Source organism: Afipia dichlorophenoxyacetatis (assembly GCF_055386385.1).
In genome coordinates, this window is the sequence record NZ_AP029250.1 from 1,950,249 (window position 1) to 1,973,870 (window position 23,622).

The 23,622-nt window shown below is 59.2% G+C and carries 16 protein-coding genes; 9 read left to right on the forward strand and 7 right to left on the reverse strand.

Features of this window, described 5'->3' with window-relative positions; genetic code table 11:
- Window positions 1-96: 96 nt before the first annotated feature.
- From ACZ5C3_RS09060 to ACZ5C3_RS09070, 3 genes are all read left to right on the forward strand, one after another.
- Entirely contained in the window at window positions 97-1,536 is a 1,440-nt protein-coding gene (locus ACZ5C3_RS09060) for an MFS transporter (RefSeq protein WP_464037036.1), read from the forward strand.
- 663 nt (window positions 1,537-2,199) lie between these two features.
- Complete coding sequence (locus ACZ5C3_RS09065; protein ID WP_464037038.1) at window positions 2,200-3,765, forward strand: amidase; 1,566 nt, start codon at window positions 2,200-2,202, stop codon at window positions 3,763-3,765.
- Between the two features lie 323 nt (window positions 3,766-4,088).
- On the forward strand, window positions 4,089-5,576 hold the full coding sequence (locus ACZ5C3_RS09070; protein WP_464037039.1) for a sodium:solute symporter family protein: 1,488 nt from the start codon (window positions 4,089-4,091) through the stop codon (window positions 5,574-5,576).
- 70 nt (window positions 5,577-5,646) lie between these two features.
- Here the strand turns inward: ACZ5C3_RS09070 and ACZ5C3_RS09075 are convergent, their stop codons facing one another.
- Window positions 5,647-5,820, reverse strand: coding sequence for a hypothetical protein (locus ACZ5C3_RS09075; protein ID WP_464037041.1), 174 nt, complete (start codon window positions 5,818-5,820; stop codon window positions 5,647-5,649).
- Between the two features lie 297 nt (window positions 5,821-6,117).
- On the opposite strand from ACZ5C3_RS09075, the gene ACZ5C3_RS09080 reads away from it, so the two are divergent.
- The 3 genes from ACZ5C3_RS09080 to ACZ5C3_RS09090 all read left to right on the forward strand — a co-directional run bounded on the left by ACZ5C3_RS09080 (window position 6,118) and on the right by ACZ5C3_RS09090 (window position 14,068).
- Window positions 6,118-6,579: a hypothetical protein gene (locus ACZ5C3_RS09080; RefSeq protein WP_464044659.1), complete on the forward strand. Its 462-nt coding sequence runs from the start codon at window positions 6,118-6,120 to the stop codon at window positions 6,577-6,579.
- Window positions 6,580-7,197: 618 nt separating this feature from the next.
- Window positions 7,198-12,951: an autotransporter domain-containing protein gene (locus tag ACZ5C3_RS09085; RefSeq protein WP_464037045.1), complete on the forward strand. Its 5,754-nt coding sequence runs from the start codon at window positions 7,198-7,200 to the stop codon at window positions 12,949-12,951.
- A gap of 130 nt (window positions 12,952-13,081) precedes the next feature.
- A complete protein-coding gene (locus ACZ5C3_RS09090) occupies window positions 13,082-14,068 on the forward strand; it encodes a glycosyltransferase family 2 protein (RefSeq protein ID WP_464037047.1) in 987 nt (328 codons plus the stop codon).
- 5 nt (window positions 14,069-14,073) lie between these two features.
- Here ACZ5C3_RS09090 and ACZ5C3_RS09095 read toward each other — a convergent pair whose 3' ends face one another.
- From ACZ5C3_RS09095 to ACZ5C3_RS09110, 4 genes are all read right to left on the reverse strand, one after another.
- On the reverse strand, window positions 14,074-14,673 hold the full coding sequence (locus ACZ5C3_RS09095) for an inner membrane-spanning protein YciB (RefSeq protein ID WP_464037049.1): 600 nt from the start codon (window positions 14,671-14,673) through the stop codon (window positions 14,074-14,076).
- A 109-nt stretch (window positions 14,674-14,782) separates the two neighbouring features.
- Window positions 14,783-15,643 (reverse strand): amidohydrolase family protein, encoded by an 861-nt coding sequence (locus tag ACZ5C3_RS09100; RefSeq protein ID WP_464037051.1) that lies wholly within the window; start codon window positions 15,641-15,643, stop codon window positions 14,783-14,785.
- Window positions 15,644-15,666: 23 nt separating this feature from the next.
- Window positions 15,667-17,631 (reverse strand): TRAP transporter large permease, encoded by a 1,965-nt coding sequence (locus ACZ5C3_RS09105; RefSeq protein WP_464037053.1) that lies wholly within the window; start codon window positions 17,629-17,631, stop codon window positions 15,667-15,669.
- 130 nt (window positions 17,632-17,761) lie between these two features.
- Window positions 17,762-18,772, reverse strand: coding sequence for a TRAP transporter substrate-binding protein (locus ACZ5C3_RS09110; RefSeq protein ID WP_464037055.1), 1,011 nt, complete (start codon window positions 18,770-18,772; stop codon window positions 17,762-17,764).
- A 373-nt stretch (window positions 18,773-19,145) separates the two neighbouring features.
- Between ACZ5C3_RS09110 and ACZ5C3_RS09115 the strand changes: the two genes are divergently transcribed.
- The gene (locus ACZ5C3_RS09115; protein WP_464037057.1) at window positions 19,146-19,550 is read left to right on the forward strand and encodes a DUF2306 domain-containing protein; all 405 of its coding nucleotides are present in this window, start codon (window positions 19,146-19,148) and stop codon (window positions 19,548-19,550) included.
- 21 nt (window positions 19,551-19,571) lie between these two features.
- On the opposite strand, the gene ACZ5C3_RS09120 is transcribed toward ACZ5C3_RS09115, so the two are convergent.
- Both ACZ5C3_RS09120 and ACZ5C3_RS09125 read right to left on the reverse strand, forming a co-directional pair.
- Window positions 19,572-19,952, reverse strand: a complete 381-nt coding sequence (locus ACZ5C3_RS09120) for a nuclear transport factor 2 family protein (protein WP_464037059.1) — start codon at window positions 19,950-19,952, stop codon at window positions 19,572-19,574.
- A gap of 97 nt (window positions 19,953-20,049) precedes the next feature.
- Window positions 20,050-20,691, reverse strand: a complete 642-nt coding sequence (locus ACZ5C3_RS09125) for a TetR/AcrR family transcriptional regulator (protein ID WP_464037060.1) — start codon at window positions 20,689-20,691, stop codon at window positions 20,050-20,052.
- 128 nt (window positions 20,692-20,819) lie between these two features.
- On the opposite strand from ACZ5C3_RS09125, the gene ACZ5C3_RS09130 reads away from it, so the two are divergent.
- Together ACZ5C3_RS09130 and ACZ5C3_RS09135 are read left to right on the forward strand one after the other, a co-directional pair.
- A complete protein-coding gene (locus ACZ5C3_RS09130; RefSeq protein ID WP_464037062.1) occupies window positions 20,820-22,127 on the forward strand; it encodes an HlyD family secretion protein in 1,308 nt (435 codons plus the stop codon).
- A complete protein-coding gene (locus ACZ5C3_RS09135; protein WP_464037063.1) occupies window positions 22,124-23,620 on the forward strand; it encodes an MFS transporter in 1,497 nt (498 codons plus the stop codon). Before ACZ5C3_RS09130 ends, ACZ5C3_RS09135 begins: the two co-directional genes overlap by 4 nt.
- The last annotated feature ends 2 nt before the right edge of the window (window positions 23,621-23,622 follow it).

Consider the following 23,622-nt stretch of genomic DNA (forward strand, 5'->3'; position numbering starts at 1 on the left):
AAGCAACGCTATCACGTCCGCGAGCCGCACCAGTCAGTCGTGCTGGTCGCGGCGGCGAGTCGTTTTAAAAACACAAAAATCGAAGGGAGAGTATACATGTTGGCCGCACTTGATCGGCAAGTGAACCTAACACGCAATCAATATAAACTCGTTTCGGCGGCAGTCTTTGGCTTTGGCCTCGAGTTTCTTGATTATTTTCTCATCGCGTTTGTTTTGACGTTCGTGACATCGTCGTGGCACCTGTCATTTGGGACGTCCGCAGTCATTCTCCTCTCATCCGGCATCGGCTCGATGATAGGCGCGCCTTTTTTCGGTTTTCTTGCGGATCGAATTGGACGCCGCAAGGTGTTCATGATCACCATCGCAATATTCAGCGTGGCTACCTTCGCGCTTTGCCTGACGCCCGACGATAAGGATCTGGGTTGGATTTATCTGACAGCCTTCCGCCTTTTGATAGGTTTCGGTGCAGGGGGCTTGGTATGTGTCGACCTTCCACTTGTTCAGGAATTCATGCCCGCGCAAAAGCGCGGGGTTATCACCGGCTTGATCACATCGTCGACGCCGGTCGCGTTTTTCTTAGGGTCAGTCCTTGTTGCTTATGTCAGCCCATATGTTGGCTGGCGTGGATTGATGGCCATTTGTTTCGGATTGAGCTTCATCACACTCCTGATCCGAAGCTGGATTCCTGAATCGCCACGATGGCTTCTGGCTAACAATCGTGTTCGTGAGGCCCGCAACTCCGTCGCCTGGGCCTTGCAGGTTGATCCCCAAACTTTGCCGCTTGACCCCGAAAACAAAGCCGGCATCAAACACTCGTTCCGCGACCTGCTGAAATATCCGCGGAGCTTGATTGTCTCATGGATCACCAATCTTGGGGCGCAAACCGGATATTACGGGCTGACACTATGGACGCCAGTTCTGTTGGTGCAGCTTCTGCATCTGAGCCCGGCTCAGGTCGGTTCTTATATGATGGTCATCACGCTCTGCGCGTTCGCGGGACGCGTTGTCCTGTCCCTACTTTCCGAGAAGATAGGCCGGCGCGGCACTGGCGTCCTCTGCAGTTTCGGCGCGGCCGCGGCTCTTTCGCTTGCTGCATTCGCAGGCGAAGCTCAGGTAGGGATGGTGCCGCTCTTCCTGCTGTTCTTGATGATCTCTTACTTTTTTGGCGAGGGCGGCTTTGCTATCGTTGCTCCTTATTCTGCGGAAGTCTGGCCTTCCGCGCTGCGCGCGACCGGCATGGGATCCGCTTACGGGTTTGGCGGGTTAGGAAAGATCATAGGGCCGTTGGGTCTGGCCGTCGTCGTCGGGTCGTCCAATCTGGTTTTACCGGCGGCATCCAGCGCCGCTGTCACGCCGGCGTTCTTATACTTCGCCGCGTGGTACGCGTTGGCCGGGCTCATGTATCTGTTCGTCGGCTTTGAAACGAGAAATCGATCTATTGAAGATATCGATCGCGGTCTCGATCAACCGTCCTTGCCGAATGCCGCAGGGATATTGAACTCCAACCTCGAGACAAAGCCCCATCTTGTTCGGTGATGATCAGAGCGTGCCAGAAAACGCTTCGCTGCAGCGAAGACATAAGACGCAATGATTGAATTGGCAGCGGAGCGCAATGCGCTCCGCTGAGGCGCAGAGGATTTGTCGGTTATGACAGCGATAGCCAAAGTACCGTAATCGCAGCTGCTGTGCCGCCAATCCCCAGGACCCAGTCCAAAGGCTCAAGAAGGTGCGGCCGGTGTCGTGGTTCATTCTCGTCCATGAACTCCAAACGAGTTGAGCGACAAAGAGTTCCATGACGGCGCGTTGCAAATGAGACTTCCTTCTCTTGCCACGAGCACTCAACGAACATTGCTCTCGATTGGAATCAGTGGGATGCGGCGGGCTAGTCACAGCTCTATCGCAGCGCGATAGACTGACTCGTTTATTCCATCTTCTGAAATCTTCTCCGTTCCGCTTTCTGAAATTTCCGCGTGTACATTCCATGAATTGAAATTTCAGCTGCGGTAAGCGGCAATGTGCGAAGAAAAAATGCGTTCAGCTTTGTGTGATCGTTGACACGCGATGTTCTGCTCATAGAGTGATCGCGCTTAATCACTCGTCTGAAAATTTATCTGCGTACGCAGAGCTCAAGGCAACGCTCTCCACACTGTGGAGTAGCGCCCAATAAACTTGCCAAAATTTATCCGGGGAAGATCGTCCATGACTGGAAATGATTCAAATAAAGACAAGGCTTTTGGCGCAAACGAATTGACGCGGCGGGATTTTGTCGACCGATCGCTTGCCGTTGGTGCATCGGCGCTGGCAACGACAGTGTTCTCCGAAAGCGCATTCGCAGCGAAAGCAGATGCGCCGATGCCGATGTCGATCAGCGAAGCCGGCAAGCGGATGCGGAATGGCTCACTGTCATGCGTTGACCTGACGAAAGCCCATTACCACTACATCGAGATGTATCAGCCGAAGCTGAACATGTTTATCTCGCAGCTGAAAGACCAGGCGTTGAAGACGGCGGCTGAGCGCGACGCGGAGCTCAAACAAGGGAAGGATCGCGGCCCGCTGCACGGCATTCCGATCCTGGTGAAGGATCTCTACGATATGGCGGGAACGATCACCACGGTCGGATCCAAAGCCTTCGTTGACCGACGCTCCACCGAAGATGCGACGTCGGTACGCCATCTGTTAGAGGCAGGCGTTGTTGTCCTCGGCAAGACCAACATGAATGAATTCGCCGCAGGCGTGTCGGGCACCAACGCTTACTTCGGCGACTGCCATAATCCCTGGGCGCTCGATCGCTCGCCGGGAGGATCGTCGAGCGGCAACGGTGCGGCGCTGGCCGCAGGCATCGGCTTCGGCGGCACATCCAGCGATACCGGAGGTTCGATCCGCGTGCCCGCAAGCTGGTGCGGCATCGCCGGCATCCGCCCGACCTATGGTCTCGTTAGCCTGCATGGACTTTTCCCGCGCGCCTACAGTCTGGACTGTGCAGGCCCGCTAGCCCGTAACGTGTACGATCTCGGGCTGCTGTTGGACGCGATGGCGGGTTACGACCCCCAGGACAAATTCTCCGCGCTGGCGCAGCGGACGAAATCCTATACGCAAAATATCAAGGATGGCGTGAAGGGTGTCACCTTCGCGACGGTGAAGGACTATACCTACAAGAATGTCGACAAGCCGGTGGCCGATGCGGTGGCGGCCGCGGCTGAAAAATACAAGAGCCTTGGCGCCAAGGTCATCGAGATCGAGATCAAACCGCTGGAAGGTGAACTCGATTACAACAAGCTGTTCACCAACATCCTGCTCTATGAGTTCAACCAGATTCTCGGTGAGAAATATAACAACACGCCGAATGCGGCAGACCTCTACGGTCCGATCGTGACCAACAATATCGCCGTCGGCTCGAAAGTCTCGCGCGAGGACTACGAGCGCACGATGGCCGATCGGCCTGCGATCATCGCGCAGCTGAAGGATGCTTTCAAACAGGCCGATGCACTGTTGATGCCGGCGCTCCCCACGACGGCTCCCTTGTTAAAGGCTTCTGCGCAGGATTTCGGGCGCGGGCGGCAATTCACGATTCCGTTCAGCTACGCGGCACTCCCTTCGGCGGTGGTGCCGTGCGGATTCGACCCGGACGGATTGCCGATCGGACTACAGATCGTCGGCAATCACTTCAGTGAAGCCGCGCTGTTGCGGATGGCTTATGCCTATGAGCAGGCGACCGACTTTCACACAAAGCATCCGCCGCTGTTTGCAAAGACTGTTCCTGCCTAAACAAGAATAGGGAGGCAGGAAAGTGCGCCAACGGTGCACATGAATGTCGCAACTCAAAATCAACAATCCATCACAAGAAACGAAAAACAACGCGGGAGCGAATCTATGTTGAGGGCCGCAATAGGCTTGGGAATTCCCTTTACGGCAGTTGTCCTGCTGCTTCCTTACATCAATACGTTTGAGTTCACGCTGTTCAACATCCCGTCGCTTTATCTCTGGATGTTTTCCTGGTTCATCCTGACAAGTGGATGTTTGTGCAGCTGCTGGTGGTTCTTTGACCGCCACAGGCCAGAAGAAAATTGAACGCGGCTTTGGGGGCTACCATGGCAACAGTTGTTTTCGCAGCTTTGATTATCCTGTCCCTTGCGCTCGCTCTTGCTTCAAAAGGGGGGCATCATCCCAACAACGCGAAGGACTTCTTTATTGCTTCCAGGCAATTCGGAAGTTGGTTGGTTTTCTTTCTCGTCGTTGGCGAGGTCTATAGCATCGGGACGATTATCGGATTCCCTGGAGGTATTTATGCCAAGGGAGGAACCTATGGCGTCTGGTTTCTAGGCTACATTCTCTTGGCTTACCCGGTCGGCTATTTTCTGAATCCCTGGATATGGCGAGCCGGCAAGCGTTATGACGCGGTCACTTTGCCTGATGTGTTCAAAGGCCACTTTGCCGGCCAATACGGCCGCCGCGCGCTGGAGCTGACTGCAACGATTACCGCGATCACGTTTCTCGTGCCTTGGGGGCAGATACAATTCGGCGGCATCATCGTCGCATTGCATGGCCTTGGCTGGGATATCCACGCCGGCACCTTGGCTGGCGTCGCCGCCATTCTCGCATTTTGTTACGTAGCGATCTCCGGCATTCGAGCGCCGGCCTATGTCGCTATTCTCAAAGATACTCTGATGATGGCCGCGATCGTCATCACAGGGGTCGCTGCGATATCGGCGGTTGGCGGCGTTAGTCCCATTTTTGAAGCGGCCAAGGCGGCTTCGAATAACCATCTCGACCAGCAGGAATTGCGCTTCACGATGTCGACCATTGCTTTTCAAGCTCTCGGGTTCTGGCTCCTGCCTTTTAACATTCAGGGGATTTTTACAGCGAGATCCGAGCAAACAGTTCGTCGCACGCAAATGATCATGCCGCTCTACATGCTGATGTTCCCATTTCTGGTGATCACGGCTTACTACGCCCTGGATCACCACGTTGTCGGTGGAGGAGAGGCGAACAACGCATTTATTGCGGCAGCCGTACAGTTGTTGCCGGGATGGGCGATTGGCATCGTCGCTGCGGGCGCGTCTCTGTCTGGATTGCTTGTGCTTGCCGGAATTAGCCTTGCTATCGGTCCGCTGGTCTCGCGCAATCTGTTTAGTCACATTCCCGAGCAGAAGCAGCGGGGCATCACAAAAATCGTTGTATTCTGCTATTTGCTCGCCTCGATTGCTCTCACGCTGTTCGCGCCGACCTTGCTTCTCACCGTCAACAACACGGCCTTCTTCGGCATGACGCAATTTTTCCCGGGGGTGCTTTGTGTCCTCTTTTTCAAGCGCGCCAATCCGATTGCCATAGCTGTTGGAATGGTTGTGGCTGACGTGCTTTGCATCACATTTTATGTGATGCAGACGCCGCTATATGGAATCAATATTGGATTGGTGGGCCTGATCGTCAACATTTGCATTGTTGCGATCGGCAGTCTGGTTGCTCTGATCTTGAAAGGTGAAATGTCCAATCCGATACCTGTGGCGTATCAACCTACAAAAGCTCTACAGCGTCTGAAAATAGCCGATGACGGAGCAGTCGGCGAACCAGCACAATAGGTTCGCGCTAGCGAAAGGCGTTGCGTCGAGCCCCACCAGGCTCGACCTGCGCTACGGCGCGGCATGCCGATCAGGTCGTTGTTTTGTCCGAAGCAACGAAGAAGTACACGATGCCATAGATCGGAATGAAAACGGATAACAGCGTGTTGGCGATTGAGCCGTTCTCAATACCTTTCATGGCCCCCATCACCGGCCCCAGAAGCATGATGATCATGATGAGTATGGGCCAGCCGATCGAATTCATGGCATTTGTCTTTCGTCGCTCAACGCCGCTCGTTTGAATTCAGTCGACACCTTTTTTGAGAGTTGAAGTATCACGTCGTAATGCCTTCATCTCAGGATTTGCGCGTCGACATCAGAAAAATAGCACGCTGCCATTTCGTTGACTTGGACTATTGCGTCATTCCACTTTGCTTTTCGCGTCATGCATCGCATCGCTCACAGCATGTTCAACTCGTCACGCAAATATTGCGAACCTTCGGAGCTCGCCAAGCGTCCAATCCTGTGCGCACATGATGTGCCGCAGTGAGGGAGATGTGAGATGAAGACGAGGGCCGCCACAAAGGTGAGGGGCGCAGCAAAGATTATGGGTGCCGTCCTGCTGTGTGCATTCACAGCGCACGTCGCAAAGGCCGATACTTGGCATTTCAGGGATGTCCTCCGCCCGCATGGCCACGCGCGCTCGATGAAGGCCAAGATGGCGGACGCGCATAAATGCGGCGCTGTTGGTCATGCATTTTCGGATGATTTCCTGCCCACCATGCAACAGTGCATGTTGCAATACGGCTGGGCGCTCGATCACATTATTCCCGACCCCAAGCCTCGCTATGCGCGCGGTCACGGCAGAGACGATGACGAAGAAGAGTTGAACAAGCGGAATTGGGACGCCTCCAACGACGCGGAGCGGCAGAGGGATGAAGAATCGCGATCGAACGATGCCGCGCAGCAGCAACAGGAACAGCTCAACAACGATGCGGCTATCAGGGATCTGAACAATCAATGATGGCCAATGAGCAGGTGCGGGGCGGGGGCTGCTGTGTCTGGTTCACTCTCGACTTAGAAAACTTCGGAAAGGCCGCTTAGGGCGGCCTTTCGTGTTGATGATGATAATTCGGTCGACGAGGGCGAGGGCAGCGCAGGTCGTGGCTCCCAATCCCGAAGCAGGTTCGAGAGAGCGGTGTGCTCTTGAGCATCGTCTTAGGCATTGGCTCACTGGGACTGCTCTCGACGAATGCCAACGCGGGTAGGCAAATTTTGCCGATGCGAGCGCGACGATGAATCGATCGTCATCGATGTGTTGCGCCAAAGCTTCACTGCCGCGAAATCGGACAACGTTCCTCTGACGCCAAGCTGGAGTGCTGCCCAGTCCAAGCCTGCAGCCCGCGCGCCAGCTACTCATGGTTCCGTCGAATCATTTGATCGCGGGAGCAGAACGCCCAGCAGCATCATGATCCACGACGCCAGTTAGTGCTGCGTTCGCCTTGAGCTGTTTCGCGTAAGTGCGTCATCCAGAGCAAAAGATGCTGTTCGCGTGTCAGCGCATCTTGAAGCGCAATGCCCCTAACGGTCGTTCGACCATTCCTTATCGATGCCCGGAACTGCATGCAGCAAATCAGGGAACGTGCGCGTTGAAGTGTGGCGGCTCGCCGCCGGCCTTTTCCTTGTTATCGGTCTGTTGCTCTTGGTGCCGGCGGTGGCCCAGGCGCAAGCGCCGACGTCCACAAGCATGAGTCCTCTCGTCGGGTGGGCGGGTTCAAGTGTCGCCACGATTTTCAACGGAACAAATCTCGGCGTCACTGGCACGACCACGGTCACGATTGGTGGCGTGACGGCGGTCGGGCCGACTGTCTCCCCTGACCAGAAGCGCGTCAGTTTTACGATTCCGGCGATGGCCGCTGGCGATTACAATGTCGTCGCGACCACTCCGGCTGGCGCGACGGCACCGCTCATCTTTGAATTCGTCGGGCCGCCCACTATCACGGCGGCTTATGCGCCGACGACAATCTCCGTCACCGGTTCGTCGACGCTGACGCTGACGATCGCCAATCCCAACGCCCGTTTGGGCCTCAACGGCGTTGCAGTCAGCGCGGCGACTCTGCCGTCGGGTCTCACCGGCACCAATCCTTCCACGACCTGCGGCGGGACCGCGGCGACAAGCGGAAGCGATGTGAGTTTGTCGGGCGGATCCGTCGCCGCCCACGGCAGTTGCACCGTCACTCTGACCGTATCGGCCAGCACGGCGAACACTTACCCCGCTTACACCAGCGGTGCTGTCTCGGGAGGAAACGCTGCGCTTCTGGTGGGGACGCAGAGCGGCTCGCCCGCAACGACACCGACCGGACTCGTCGTCAACCCGGCACCACTTGCGGTGACACCGGGGGCAGCATCGGGCGTAACAGTAGGTGTGGCCTATAGCCAAGCGAATCCGGCAAGCGGTGGCGTCGCGTCTTATACTTACGCGCTCGCATCCGGATCGCTGCCGGCGGGCACGACCCTCGATTCCAATACCGGCATAGTGAGTGGCACGCCGACCACCGCGGGGCCGTTCAGCTACGCAATCAAGGCAACGGATAGTCAAGGCACGCCGGTGACGGCCACCGGCGCGACGGTGTCGGGCACCATCGCCAAGGGTTCGCAGACCATCAGCTTCACCGGGCCCGGCACGCAATCGTTGTCCGCGTCACCGATCAATGTCAGCGCGACATCGACATCAGGTCTTGGCGTCACATTCACGTCCGCCACCACTGCGGTTTGCACGGTTTCCGGAACTTCGGTGACGTTGCTGACGATCGGCACCTGCACCATCAATGCCGATCAAGCCGGCGACAGCAACTGGAACGCGGCGCCGCAGGTGCCGCAGTCATTCACGGTGACGCCTGCGGCGCTGGTGGTCACGCCGGGGGCCGCATCGGGAACGGCAGTGGGCGCGTCATACAGCCAGGCGAATCCGGCGAGTGGAGGTGTTGGGCCTTATACCTACGCGCTCGCATCCGGCGCGTTACCCGGCGGCACGACGCTGAACGTCAGCACCGGCGCGGTGAGCGGGACACCGACCATTGCGGGGCCGTTCAGCTACGCAATCAAGGCGACCGACAGCCAGGGCACGCCGGTGACGACGACTGGGGCGACGGTGTCGGGCACCGTCGCCAAAGGGACGCAGACCATCGGTTTCACCGGACCAGCCGCCACATCCTTGTCGGCTTCGCCGATGAGCGTCGGTGCAATGGCGACATCCGGCCTCGGAGTCACATTTACATCCGCCACGTCGGCGATCTGCACGGTGTCCGGAACTTCGATCACGCTGCTGACGACTGGCACCTGCACCATTAATGCCGATCAAGCGGGCGACAGCAACTGGAACGCGGCACCGCAGGTGCCGCAGTCCTTCACAGTGACGCCTGCGACGTTGGTGGTGACGCCGGGGGCAGCGTCGGGAACGACAGCGGGTGTGTCCTACAGTCAGACAAATCCGGCAAGCGGGGGTGTCGGGCCTTACACTTATGTGCTGGTGACCGGATCGCTGCCGGCGGGCACGACTCTCAACCTCAGTACGGGCGCGGTTTCAGGCACGCTGACCACCGCAGGGCCGTTCAGCTACGCGATCAAGGCGACCGACAGCCAGGGCACGCCGGCGACCGCAATCGGCGCGACCGTATCGGGCACCATCGCCAAGGGTTCGCAGACCATCAGCTTCACCGGGCCCGGCACGCAATCGTTGTCCGCGTCACCGATCAATGTCAGCGCGACATCGACATCAGGTCTTGGCGTCACATTCACGTCCGCCACCACTGCGGTTTGCACGGTTTCCGGAAATTCGGTGACGTTGTTGAGCACGGGAAGCTGCACCATCAATGCCGATCAAGCCGGTGACAGCAACTGGAACGCGGCACCCCAAGTGCTGCAGTCATTCACGGTGACGCCCGCGACGCTGGCGGTGACACCGGGTGCTGCCAGCGGCGCTCAGGTCGGCGCAAGCTATAGCCAGGCGAATCCGGCGAGTGGAGGCGTCGCGCCCTTTACTTATACGCTCGCGTCTGGATCGCTGCCGGCAGCTACGTCTCTCAATGTCAGCACCGGTGTGGTGTCGGGCACGCCGACCGCTGCGGGACCGTTCAGCTACCAGATTCAGGCGACAGATAGTGCCGGTCCGCCGCATGTGACCGCGACAGGTGCAACGGTGTCGGGCACCATCGCCAAAGGTGCGCAGACCATCAGCTTCACCGGACCGGCGGCCACATCGTTATCGGCTTCATCGGTGAGCATCAGTGCGACGGCGACATCAGGTCTTGGCGTCACGTTCACGTCCGCCTCCACCGCGGTTTGCACGGTGTCCGCAAATTCGGTGACGCTGCTGACGACTGGCACCTGCACCATCAATGCCGATCAAGCGGGCGACAGCAACTGGAACGCTGCGCCCCAAGTGCCGCAGTCGTTCACGGTAACGGCTGCGACGCTGGTGGTTACAGCGGGGGCGGCGTCGGGAACGACAGTAGGGGTGTCATACAGCCAATCGAATCCGGCAAGCGGTGGCGTCGCGCCCTTTACATACGCGCTCGCATCCGGATCGCTGCCGGCAGGCACGACTCTCAATGTCAGCACCGGCGTGGTGTCGGGCACGCCGACCACCGCCGGGCCGTTCAGCTACCAGATTCAAGCAACGGACAGCGCAGGTCCACCGCACGTGACGGCGACGGGGGCGACGGTGTCGGGCACCATCGCCAAGGGTTCGCAGACCATCAACTTCACCGGACCCGCGGCTACATCCTTATCGGCTTCGCCAGTGACCGTCAGCGCAACAGCAACATCCGCTCTCGGAGTCACATTCACATCCGCCACCACCGCGGTCTGCACGGTTTCGGGAAATTCGGTGGCGCTGCTGATGGCCGGAACTTGTACCATCGCCGCAGATCAGGCGGGCAATGCCAACTACAACGCGGCGCCGCAGGTGTCGCAATCATTCACCGTGACGGCTGCGGCGCTGGTGGTTACGGCGGGGGCAGCCAGCGGCACGCAAGTCGCCGCAAGCTACAACCAATCGAACCCGGCAAGCGGCGGTGTGGCACCATATACATACGCGCTGGCGTCCGGATCGCTGCCCGCAGGCACAATTCTCAACGTCAGCACCGGTACGGTGAGCGGCACGCCGAGCATCGCGGGGCCGTTCAGCTACCAGATTCAGGCGACAGACAGCGCCGGTCCGCCGCACGTGACGGCGACGGGAACGACGGTGTCGGGTTCGATCACTAAAGGGTTGCAGACCATCAGCTTCACCGGGCCTGCAACGACATCGGTGTCAGCTTCACCAGTGAGCATCAGCGCAACGGCGACATCCGGTCTCGGAGTCACATTCACATCCGCCACCACTGCGGTCTGCACCGTCTCGGGAAATTCGGTGACGTTGTTGACGCCCGGCACCTGCACCATCGTCGCCGATCAGGCGGGCAATGCTAACTACAACGCGGCGCCCCAGGTGACGCAGTCGTTCACGGTGACGGCCGCGGCCGTGATCGTCTTCACTCCTACTGCGCTCTCCGGCGGCGCGGTGGGCAGCGGCTACAGTCAGACCATCGCGGCATCCGGCGGCACCGGGCCCTATATCTATTCGATCGCGTCCGGTTCGCTGCCGAGCGGCTTGTCCTTGAACGCTTCGACCGGCCGGATTGACGGCACGCCTGCGGCCTCCGGCAACTCCAGCTTCACCGTCTCGGCCAAAGACGCGCACGGCGACATCGGGGCCATCACCTACACACTGGCGGTCACGGCGCCGTCGGTCGTCGCGGTTTCTTCCAACGTCCCGGCCATAGCCGGTACCACGGTCAACGTCGATCTCACCAATGGTGCGGTCGGTGGTCCCTTCACCAGTGCGCAACTGCTCTCGTTGTCGCCGGCGTCAGCGGGTTCAGTGGTCATCACGCTCGGTGACACCGCATCGAATTCCGACATGATCGTCGCCGACCTTGTCTCGGCGGGACACTATCTCCTGAAGTTCACACCGGCATCGACGTTCTCCGGTACCGCGGTGGCAACCTTCACACTCAGCAGCGCCTTCGGAACCTCGGCGCCAGCGAAGGTCACGTTTGTCGTCTCAAAGCGGCCCGATCCAGCCCTGGACCCGAACGTGATCGGTGTCGTCACTGCGCAGACGCAGGCAGCGCAGCACTTCGCCTCGACACAGATGACCAATTTCAACGACCGCTTGGAAGCGCTGCACGATGGCTGCAATCAGAACGCTTTCAACATTTCGCTGAGCGATAGTCGCAACCCGATCAGCAGCACCCCGCTGACACGCGTAGGCGCCGGCGACGCCGCGGCCGCCGGCACAGAGGCCAATACGTTCTGGCGCGACAACCTGCGGGGCGGCTTCACTGCGGATGGATCCGACAAAGCTCTGACATCTGCGGGCCAATCTGGCAGTGGCGCTTCGTCACTCCCCGGTGCCTCGTCAAACAACCGCGCCTCCGGCGATGATGTCGGGCGCCGCAGCGATGCCGTCGACAAGACACGTGCGTCGAAAACCGCGAGGCTGGGTGAGTGCGAGGTCGAGCGGCGGTTCGCCGCCTGGACCGGTGGATCCGTCACCTTCGGCAAACTGACGACGGGCACCAATGCCGGCACCGCCTACGTCAGCAGCGGCGTCAGCGCTGGTGTCGACTATCGGTTCTCGTCGGCCCTCACTGCAGGCATCGGCTTCGGCTATGGCCAGGACAGGAGCGAGATCGGAACCAACGGCACCGTGAGCAAGGCATTCAGCACCAGCGCGGTTGTGTACGGCTCATGGCATCCAAGCCGTTCCACCTTCGTTGATGCCCTAATTGGCTACGGCATCATGGATTTCGATTCCAGCCGTTTCATTACGAGCAACAATGAATTCGCAAACGGGCGGCGCAAAGGTCAGCAGGTCTTCGGTTCGCTGACGTCGGGCTATGAATACAGGGCCAATGGGCTTCTGGTGTCGCCGTATGCGCGGATCAGCGCGGCTTGGTCGACACTCAATGCGTTTACGGAATCCAGCGGTGGGGCATTCGCCCTGAGTTACGGCGCGCAGACTGTAAACAGTTTCACCGGAGGTTTCGGCCTGCGCACCGCCTATCAATTCAAGCAACCCTGGGGAGTTATCACGCCGCGTCTGCGTGTCGAATATGCCCATGAATTCGACGGCGCTAGTCACGCCTCCGTGGGCTATGCCGATCTCGGCGCCGGTGCGGGATCTGCGCTGCAGATCGCGCCGACCGGCAGTGACTATGTCAACGCGGAACTCGGTGCCGACTTCAACTTCGCCGGCGGCTGGATGATCGGTATCAGTTATCGCACCGCCTTTGGTCAGGACAAGACGCCGCCTCAGACAGTGCAGATGAGAGTCGATTCAAGATTCTGATTAATTGTAATTAACTTCAGCGATCATGTGATGTCGGATGCAACCTTCGGGCGGGCGCTTGTCGGGACGGAACAAACTGCCGCTGCGTTGTGTTCTGTTCGGAGATATTTTGACCGGACCTTGAAAAGACATGAGCTCAGTGGACGTTGTCGTTCCGTGCTTCCGGTACGGACATTTCCTTGATGAATGTGTCGGAAGCATTTTGAGCCAGTCCGGTCCCGCGTTGCGCGTGCTCATTATCAATGATGCGTCGCCCGACAACACGGACGACGTTGCGAAGGAGTTGGTCCGCTCCGATCCCCGTGTCGATTATCGCAGGCACACCTCAAATCAGGGTCTTATTGCAACTGCCAATGAAGGCATCGGCTGGGCCAGCGCCGACTATATGCTTTTGCTGTCCGCGGACGATTACCTCCTGCCGGGCGCTCTATCGAGATCCGTCGATCTCATGGACGGCCATCCTTCGGTCGCTTTCACCTTCGGCGGCGCGGTTGCGCTTGACGAACGAGGGGAACGATCACGCTTGAGAGCTGGCGTGAGACCCAAAACGCGCATCTTATCCGGGCTTGATTTTGTTGCACTTAACCGGGCGAGGAACATCGTGGTGTCGCCAACCGTTGTGGTTCGCACAAGCGTGCAGCAAAGATTGGGTGGGTATTTAACTGACTTACCTCACACGTCCGATATGGAAATGTGGTTACGGCTCGCCGCTCACGGTGACATCGGCGTTATCGCCGCAGACCAGGCCGTGTATCGACGGCACTCGGCGAATATGTCGAACGGGTTTTCGCTGGAGCAAGATCTCCTCCAACGCAAGGCGGCGATTGAACATTTCCTCAATAACGGCGCCGCCAGGCTGACGAACCCCGACGATCTTCGCGTCTGGTTGACCCACCAATTGGCACTTGAGGCGATCAAGTGTGCAAGCATCGCCTTCAACGACGGCGCGATGGAAAACTCGGCCCACCTCTCTCAACTTGCATTGACTATTGATCCGGCCGTTAAAAGGTCGCGCCGTTGGCGATTTCTCGCCTGCAAGAGAGCTATTGGATTGCGCGCATGGCAGCGTGTGAGTCCCGCGGTTGAATGGCTGAGGTCTAGGAGCGAAGACCGCTGAAGCGGCTACGTTCGCCCCACCGCAGCCAACAGCGCGTCTCGCTCAGTTGCGGGCAGGGCGCGAATGCGTTGCCGAGCGATGAGGCGCAAGGCGGCAAATCCACCAAGGAACACCACCACCTTGCTGACGATACCGAAGACTGGCATGAACCAGGCCCATGTCTCAAGGCTGTAAGTGAAGGCGACGAACGCATTGATCGCGGCAGAGACGAACATCAAGCCTGCCCAGACGAAGCCGACGATGACGGCGACATCGGGCACGACTTTTTGGGCGATCTCGGGCAAATAGCGATTGAGCCAGCCGGGCTTGAGCATCACCACACCGATGATCGCGTAGATCACGCTTGGCTTGAACAGCACGAAGCGCGGGTCGTTGGTGAGAAGCGTTGCTCCGCCCGCAGTGACAACCAGAAAGAGGCTCAGCCATTCCATGGTGTCGATTTGCTTGCGGCGGACGAGCTGGATACCGATCTGCGCGACGCCCAGAGCGATGCCGACGCCGACCGAGAGAACCGTGTTGTGCGTCAGGAGATAGAGGATGAGAAAGACGATGGTTGACGCGAGGTCGAGCAGCAGCAGCCGAGCGGCGTTGAGAAAGTCTTTCATTGGGCGTTGAATTCCGCTGTGCGGCTGTGCGGCTTAAAAGCCGTTATGCGATTTTCAGATACGGCGGAGCCCCATGTGCTCCGCCAGAATACGTCTCAACTCAACCTTCTCAAAACCCATAAAACGCCGCCGCGTTGTTGACGAGGATCTTGCGGCGGAGGTCATCGCTCGGCGCCCAATCCTGCAGCAGGTTCAACAGTGGCGTCGTTTTCGGCATTTGCGTCTTCTGGCCGACATGCGGCCAGTCGCTGCCCCACACGATCCGGTCGGGATTGACCTCGACCATCACGCGCGCCATTGGCAGCAGCGCCTCGTAGTGTTCGGCCTGACCAGCGGCGCGGTACGCACCCGAGAACTTGGCCCATGTGTTGCCATTGCTCAGCAATCGAAGAAGTGCCTGGAATGCCGGGTGCTTCACTCCATCGCTCGGATTGATGAACGCCATGTGATCGAACGAAACCGGGCAGGAGAGTTTCGCAACGCGGTCTTCCAGCTCGATTAGCTGTGGCGCCTTGGCGAGAAACTCGATGTGCCAGCCGCGTGCGCGGCAGCGGTCAGCATCGCGTTCGAGGCCTGAGAGATCGAGGCCGCCAGGATGGGCGAGGATGTAGCGGATGCCGCGCACGCCTTGCTGGTGCAGCTTATCAAGGTCGCTGTCGGTCAGATCAGCGGCCGGCACGATAATGGCGCGAAACGGCATGCCGAGCGCTGCGCCGAATTCGAGCTGGCAACGATTGTCCGTGCCATAGACGCTGGGTTGAATCGCGACCACGCGCTCAATGCCAAGCGTCTTGTAGAGCTTGCGCACGGCACCGACATTCGCTTCCGGCGGCGTGTAGTCGCGGTCATCGACATACGGATACTGTGGCGCGGTGCCGAACATATGCATATGGCAGTCGGTCGCGTTGGCAGGCATCGCAAACGACGGCGCAGTGGGATTGGGATCGGGCGCCAGGCAAAGTTGGGTCATGTTCGTTTCTCTTTTTGGATTCTCTATTTGCTTTGCAGAAGCGAGGGGAGCACGTGGGTGAACCACGGCACGAAGGCAACAACCAGCACGCCGATGATTAGCACCACGAAATACGGCAGCATCGCTTTGGTGGTGGCCTCCAGCCGGCTCTCGGCGACGGTGCAGGAGACATAGAATCCGATCCCGATCGGTGGAATGAAGATGCCCACGCCCATCGCGAGGATCATGATCATGCTGTAGTGGATGATGTCGATGCCATATTGCGTGGCGATCGGCATCAGCAGCGGCCCCAGAATGATCAGCGCGGGCAGGCCTTCCAACAGCGAGCCGACCACAATAAGCAGAACGATCGAGCCGAGAATGAAGACGATGCGGTTGTCACCAAGCGAATGCAGGATTGCGGCGAGACTTGCAGGCAGGTTGGCTGCGGTCAGCGTCCAGCCGAATGAGAAGGCCGCTGCGATAATAAAGAGCACCATGCCCGCGAGCAGGCAGGAGTCGACCGCGATGGTGTAGAGCGTCTTGAGGTCGACCGCACGATAGATCGCGTAGGCCAGCACCAGACCATAAAGCACGGCGACGGCGGAGACTTCCGTTGGCGTCGCGATGCCGAAGCGGATGCCGATCACCATGATCACCGGCATCACCAATGGCAGAACCGCACCGCCGCAGGCGCGCAGCAATTCCGGCATCGTCGCGCGCGGAATGGATGCTGTGCCGTTGTTGCGCGACAGGATGTAGTTGAGGATCATCAACAGTGTCGCGATGACGGCGGCGGGCAGAAGCCCCGCGATGAACAGCGTGCCGATCGAGATCGGCGCCACCGATCCCAGCACCAACATGGCAAGGCTCGGCGGGATGGTCTCGGACATGGCAGCCGAAGAGGCGAGCACGGCCGCGCCTTGCTCGGGCTTATAGCCCTGTTTCTTCAATTCCCGGCGCAGCACCGAGCCGACCGCGACAACGTCGGCGATCTTCGAGCCCGAGATGCCGGAGATCATGTAGATCGTCAGCACCACCACCTGCAGCAGGCCACCACGCATATGGCCCACCAGCGTCATGGCAAAGCGCACCAGGCGCAGACTGATGCCGCCTTTCTCCATGATGAGGCCGGCCCAGATGAAGAACGGCAGCGTGAGCAGGATGAAGTTGCTGGTGCCGTCGAACGTGTTCTGCGCGGCCGCGATCAAGGGCGCGACGCCGCTGACCAGAAGGAACATCAGCGAGCCGAGCAGCATGGCGAAGGAGACCGGCAGTCCCAGCAGCACGGCAAACAGGAAAGCCACCAACATCACGCCGAGGGCAGTGCCATTGCTGAGACGCAATGAGGGCACGACGCTCGCGGTGTAAACGACGCCGACCAGCAAAGCGACGACGATCGCGGCAGGAAGCACGTGGCGCGGGGCGTATTCGAAGACCAGCCGCTCCAGCGCGAAGACCACCACCAGCGCAAGGCCAATGGTCAGTGGCAGCATCAGCCACGCGGAATTGATGTCGAGGATCGGCGTATTCGACATCGATGCAATCGACAGCAGATTGAGCGAGACGTAACCAACGACCGCGGCGGCTACGAGCACCAGAAGGTCGATGCCGACGGCGACGGAGATACGCATGTTAGGGGGCAGCTTCGCCGTCAGGAATTCGACGGTCGAGTGATGCCGCGCGCGATAGGCCAGCGCGCCGCCGATGAAGGCGATGAGTGAAAGAAACATCTTCGCGGCTTCATCGGACCACAGCAAGGACTGATGAAACCAGAAACGCGAGCAGATCTCGGTCAGGACGATGCCGAGTTCGATGACGAGCGCTGCCACCAGCACGGCGCGGCAGACAGCATCGATGCCATTGAGGGCGCGTCGAATAACGGATGCCACCGGACCGTTGCGCGTCGCGTGTGCGGCGGGATCGATCAATCCCGCCGGATTCGTTAGATCATGCCCCGCGTGAAGCGAAGCCTGCCTAGTACCCGCTTTCCGAAGTTCGTGATCCATCGCAACATCCACCTTAACGAACTTCGGAAAGCAAAGGGTACTAGCAAACTATAATGCTAGTACCGCTTTCGATTTGAAGTCCCTGTCGCGCGTTTGCCGAGAGTGATGCAGGGACTTCAAATCGGCGGTACTAGCCATGCCCGGCTTCCTTGAGCACGGCGTCGTAGAGATCGGCACCGATGATATCCTTGAATTGCGGATAGACGCTCTCGGTGGCCTTGCGATAGGCGGCCTGGTCAACATCAACCAGCGTCATGCCCTTGGCTTTGAATTTTGTCGCGATCTCATCGCTCTTGGCGGCGATGGTCGCGCGCCAGTCCTTGGTCAATCCGACAGATGCTTCGCGGATCGCCTGCTGCGCGGGCGCAGGCAGTGTGTCGAACTTGGCTTTGCTCGCCATCAGCACACCGGCGTTGTAGACTTGGTTCGTCAGGTTGACGGTGTTGACGATTTCGTCCTGCTTGGTCGCTGCCACCGAAATCATCGGCGTCTCGACAGCGTCGATGACGTGCTGCGACAGCGCGAGATAGACTTCAGTGAGATCGATGGCGACCGGGCTTGCACCCAGCGCCTTGAAGGTGCCCGCGAAGATCGCGCCGGGCTGCACGCGGACCTTGAGGCCCTTGATGCCATCCGGCGTCGCGGCTTTCTTGTCCCGCGTGGAGATGACGCGCCACGCCCAGTGGCCGTAACCGAGGCCATAGATGCCCTTCGACGGCATCATGTCGAGCAGCTTTGTGCCGATCGGGCCGTCCAGCACGCGCTCGGCGGAGGCGCTGTCGGAAAAAAGGAACGGCAGGTCGACGACCTGGAATTTCGGAAACACAGTATCGATGAAGCCTGAGGTGTGCGCGCAGAAATCGATGATGCCCGTCTGCAGGCCGGTCATGATGTTGGTGCCGCTGCCCAACTGTCCGATGCTGAACACCTGGATTTCGACTTCGCCGGACGTGCGCTTGGAGACGTCGTCGGCGAAACGCTTCAGCACGTCATAGACCGGGTGGGCCTGGGTATCCGCGAAGGTGAGTTTGAGCGTGTGGGTCGGCGTTGCGGCCCAGCCACTGCGGCCGACAAAAGGCATCGCAATGGATACGGCAGCGCCTGTCGCGCCGATCTGCAAAAACTTGCGTCGTTCAATCATGGTCGTTTCTCCCTGAAATGCGCCCGATCTTTTGCCGGTTCGCATGTGTGACGGTCGTTATTCGATAGAATGTATTCCCTGAGATCGCGCGGCTGCGGGTCGAAGACCTGCGCCGGCGAGCAGATGACAATGTGGAGGATAAGGGCTGAGGGTTGAAGCGGTTAGCTTTCGTTGTCCGATGTTTGCGCTCACCTTATCGGCCATCTTGGAAAAAGCTAGCTCATATCGCTTGGCGATCTGAAGATTGTTGATGGCGAAGCCAGTGGCGCGATGCAGAGTTTTTTGGCACCTGAGAAAACGCTTCGCGTTTCATTATTTGACATGGAGCGGTGGCCCGTTTTGTAATCCGGTTTGCCAAGATCAGGGGGCTCTGATGAATTTTGCGCCACTGCTGGATGCCATCGCTCCAATTCCGCTTCACGCGTTCGCTGCGATGGCCGCGCTGATCGTCGGCATCGTCCAGTTCGCTGCTCCGAAGGGAACGCTGCCGCATCGAACCATTGGCTGGGTTTGGGTCGTGCTGATGTTGACCATCAGCGTCTCCTCGTTCTGGATTCATGGGACTAGCTTCAGACTCTGGCGAAGCTGGAGTCCCATTCATCTCTTGTCGATCTTCACGCCGCTGATGTTGGTGCTCGCCGTTTTCTATGCCCGCACGCACAACGCGAGAGGGCACAAGATCACGATGATCTCGATCTTCACCGGCGCTCTTGTGATCGCGGGTCTTTTTACACTCGTGCCGGGGCGGATCATGCACCGGGTCGTGTTCGGGAGTTAGAGTCGCGTCATCGCTTGCGGCTTACCCCGCATGCTCCACAAGATGCGCACGCGAAGGAGCAGGGGCAAATCCATCGGTGAAATATTGCGTTTCGTTGGCCACCAGTCCGTCGCGGAATTCCATGATGCTGACTGCGTAAGACGGCTGGCCATCATAGGTCAGCACGAATTCGGTAACCCACAGATCACCGCCGCCGATCATCCGGCGGACTGTAAAACGTTTTTTGTTGGGTTGGAGTAACCGGCTTTCCTGAATGTTGCGGCGGCCCCGGATCCGCTCGCCCGATTGCGGATAATAGAGAACGGCATTCTCGTGATAGATGTCGTGCTCGGCTTCAAAATCGTTCGCGTCCGAAGCCTGCCAATGGCGCTGCAACGCAAGGCGCATTGTTTGATTGTCCATATGGCTCTCCCTCCGCTGTTCCCGCGATCAGTCCTGCAAGGAATTCATTGTGCGGGACCTTGTTCCGGCACATGGGCGGGATTGGCGGGTGCGCCAGTCACTTTGCCTCGACCGGGTATCCGCAGATCACACCTACGGCTTTGCGCGCAATCTCCCGCAATTCATCACGGGAAGTGCCCGCACGGGCGCGGATGGCGATCGTCTGCATGGTCGCGGATGCAAGGATCGCAAGCGCCGCCGGATCGGCGTCGTCCTTCAGCTCGCCTTTCTCAACCGCGAGGCGGAAGCGCGCTTCAAAATCGGCGTCGATCAATCGAACCCCCGTGGCAACACTCTTTCGGATCTCAGGATCCTCAAAGCTTTCGGTGACCGCGGTTCCGATGACAAAGCAGCCGCGCCGCTGGCCTTTGTTTGAAAAATAAAACGACAGCGCGGCGTCATAGGCAAGCATCAACGCCTCGGCCAAAGGACGGTCGCCCGCGAGAGCCTCGCGCGTCGCGGCCAGACTGGCCTGCCAATAGTAAGACAGCGCTTCAATATAGAGAGCGTGTTTGTTGCCGAATGCTGCATAGAGGCTCGGCGGATTCATACCGGTCGCAGCGGAGAGGCTGTCGAGCGACGTGCCGGCATAGCCCGTCTTCCAGAATGTTTCCGTTGCACGCTGCAGCGCGGCCTGCCGGTCATAGTCGCGCGGCCGTCCTCGACGCTTCACTGCCGTATCGCTCTTCTTTTCCGTCATATCACATGGAACCTTCGGTTTCCGAGCCTCGGCCAATATTTGTAGTGAATATTATAAAAATCAAGCTTGATTGTCGAATTCGGCCTCATTAATTGTAGTGAACGTTACAAAATTAATGGAGGCCGATCATGAGTTTTCATTTTTCGCCGTTCGCGCGCTGGATGGGCTCGGGGAGGGAACTCGCTGAGAACGGTGATGTGGTCGAGTTTCCTGTGCCCAGTCGAGGCCAGGCTGCCGGGACGGAGCGGGCGCTCGCGGTGACCGGTGCAACCACTGCGGAGATGACAAATCCCGCGATGGATGCGCAGCGCAACAGGGCGGTCGATGGCCCGGCGTCCGTCAGCGCGGCCGCTCCGCACCGGAAGGAACTCCGCGCGCGGCTGCGCCGGCCTCTGATGCTCGCGCTGCCGATCGTGTTCGCTGTGTTCGGCGGTGCCTACTATCTCGCCGAAGAGCCTTATGTCTCGACCGACAATGCGTTCGTCCGTGCGGCGAAGATGTCCATCAACGCGCGGGTTGCCGGGCAGGCCGTCGCCATCGCCGTGCGGGACAATCAGCGCGTCCGGCAGGGACAGGTTTTGTTTCGGATCGATCCCGAGCCCTACCAGATGGCAGTCGATCAAGCCGAAGCGCGGCTGGTGAGCGCGCGTCTGCAAATCGATGCATTGAAAGCGACATACTGCCAGCAACAGGCTGAGCTCCAGTCGGCTCAGGATTCAGCGGCTTTTAACGAGCGCGAGTTCGATCGCAAGAAAACCCTGGTTGCCTCCGATTTCACGCCGAAGGCTGCGTTCGATCGCGCCGATACCGATCTCAAGGTGGCGCGTCAGCGCATCGTCTCGATCGAACAGCAGATCGCAAGCACGGTGGTCGCGCTGGCTGGTGATCCCGATATCGAGATCGATCGCCACCCGACAGTCCGCGCAGCCAAATCACAGCTCGATCGCGCCCGGCTCGATCTCTCTTATTCGGTGGTGAGAGCGCCTGACGACGGGATCGTGACCAAGGTGGACAATCTGCAGGTTGGTGACTTCGTCAATCCCGGCGCCGCCGTGTTCACACTGCTCTCGAGTCGAGAAATCTGGGTCGAGGCGAATTTCCGCGAAACGGGTCTGACCCATATGCGTCCGGGTCAAGACGCAACGATCGATGTCGATGTGTATCCAGGTCGAACGTTCAAGGCGCATGTCGTCAGCATGAGCCCGGGCACCGGATCGGATTTCGCGGTGCTGCCGCCGGAAAATGCGACCGGCAATTGGGTCAAGGTCGTTCAACGTCTGCCGGTGCGCCTCGAACTCGATGAGGCCGATCCGAACCGGCCGCTGTTTTCAGGGATCAGTGTCACCGCGCGGGTCGATACGCGCCACCGCGGCTCCTGGCTGAGTTTGCTCTGTGCCAGTCTGCTGCAGCCGGCGGTCGCGACGGAGGTCAAATGAGCACGGCTCTTGCCACGCATAGCGCAGCCGATGGGCACGGCGTTATCACCGCGGCGGCCCTGATGGCGACCTACATGGAGGCGGTGAACATCTCGCTGCCGAATGCGGCCCTACCGCATATCCAGGGCACGCTGTCGATGGCCAACGACGAGGTCGGCTGGGTGTTTACTGCATATATCGTCGCAGGCGCCGCGGTGATGCCGATGGCGCGCTGGCTCGCCGGACGCTTTGGCCGGAAGTTGATCTTTCAGCTTGCGCTCGCCGTCTTTGCGCTTGGTCTGGTTCTCGACACGCTTGCAACAATGACCCTTCAATTTGTCTTCGCACGGATCGTCCAGGGAGCCGGGGGAGGCGCACTCGGCCCTCTGTCGATGGCGATCCTGCTCGACGTGCTGCCGCCGGAGCGCCATGGCCGCATCGGCCTTGCGGCGACGGTGTGCTTCCTGCTTGGCATCAGCAGCGGTGCAAGCATCGGCGGCTGGTTCAGCGAATATCACGGCTGGCGCTCAATCTTCATGATCAGCCTGCCGATGGTGGGCTTTATCGCCCTCACGATGACGCTCTTGCTTCCCGAGAAGAGAGCGGAGCGCAACCCGCCCTTCGACTTCTTTGGCGTGGCGACGGTATTGCTTGGCTTGATCGGCCTGCAGATGGTGCTCGATCGCGGCGAACGCCTGGAATGGTTTGCCTCAGCGGAGATCTGGGTGGAAGCGATCGCCTCGATCTCGGGATTCTATCTTTTCAGTGTGCATGTCCTGACGAGCGATGCGCATTTCCTCAATAAGGCGCTGTTCAAGGACCGTAACTTCATCCTCTCGGTGATCATGATATTCGCCGTCGGCTTCGTGCTGTTGCCGACTCTCGCTCTGACCTCGCCGATGCTGGAGGAACTACTCGACTATCCGGTCGACACCACTGGCTACATGACGCTGGCGCGTGGCGTGACGCTTGTGGGTGCAGTCGTGCTGATGAGCTTCGCCCCGGCGCGGATCGACAATCGGCTGTTCATGATCGGCGGCATGGCGATGGTGGTCTATGCCAATTGGCTGATGCTTGGCTATTCACCTGAAATGGACTGGCGTCTGGTGGTCGTGGCGGGGCTGCTCCAGGGCACCGGTCTCGGCACGTTGCTGCCGGCACTCACCAAGGTGGCGTTCAGCACGCTCGATCAAAAATTCCGTCCGGAAGGCACGGCGCTGTTCAGTCTGTCGCGCGCCTTTGGAAGCACCATCGGCATCGCGATCGTCCAGCTGTTTTTTTACAACAACACCCAGGCGATGCACCTTGCGCTCGCCAAACACCTCACGCCGTACCGAACCGTTGCTCATGTCGCGAGTTCATTCAGCCAGCCGGGGCTTGCCGCGCTCAATGGCATGGTCACGCACCAGGCGGCTTTTGTTGCGGTTGTCGACCAGTTCAAAATCCTGATGTTCGCCATGCTGATCGTGAGCCCGCTGGTGCTTTTTCTCCATAAGCCGCAGCCGGTCAAATAAAG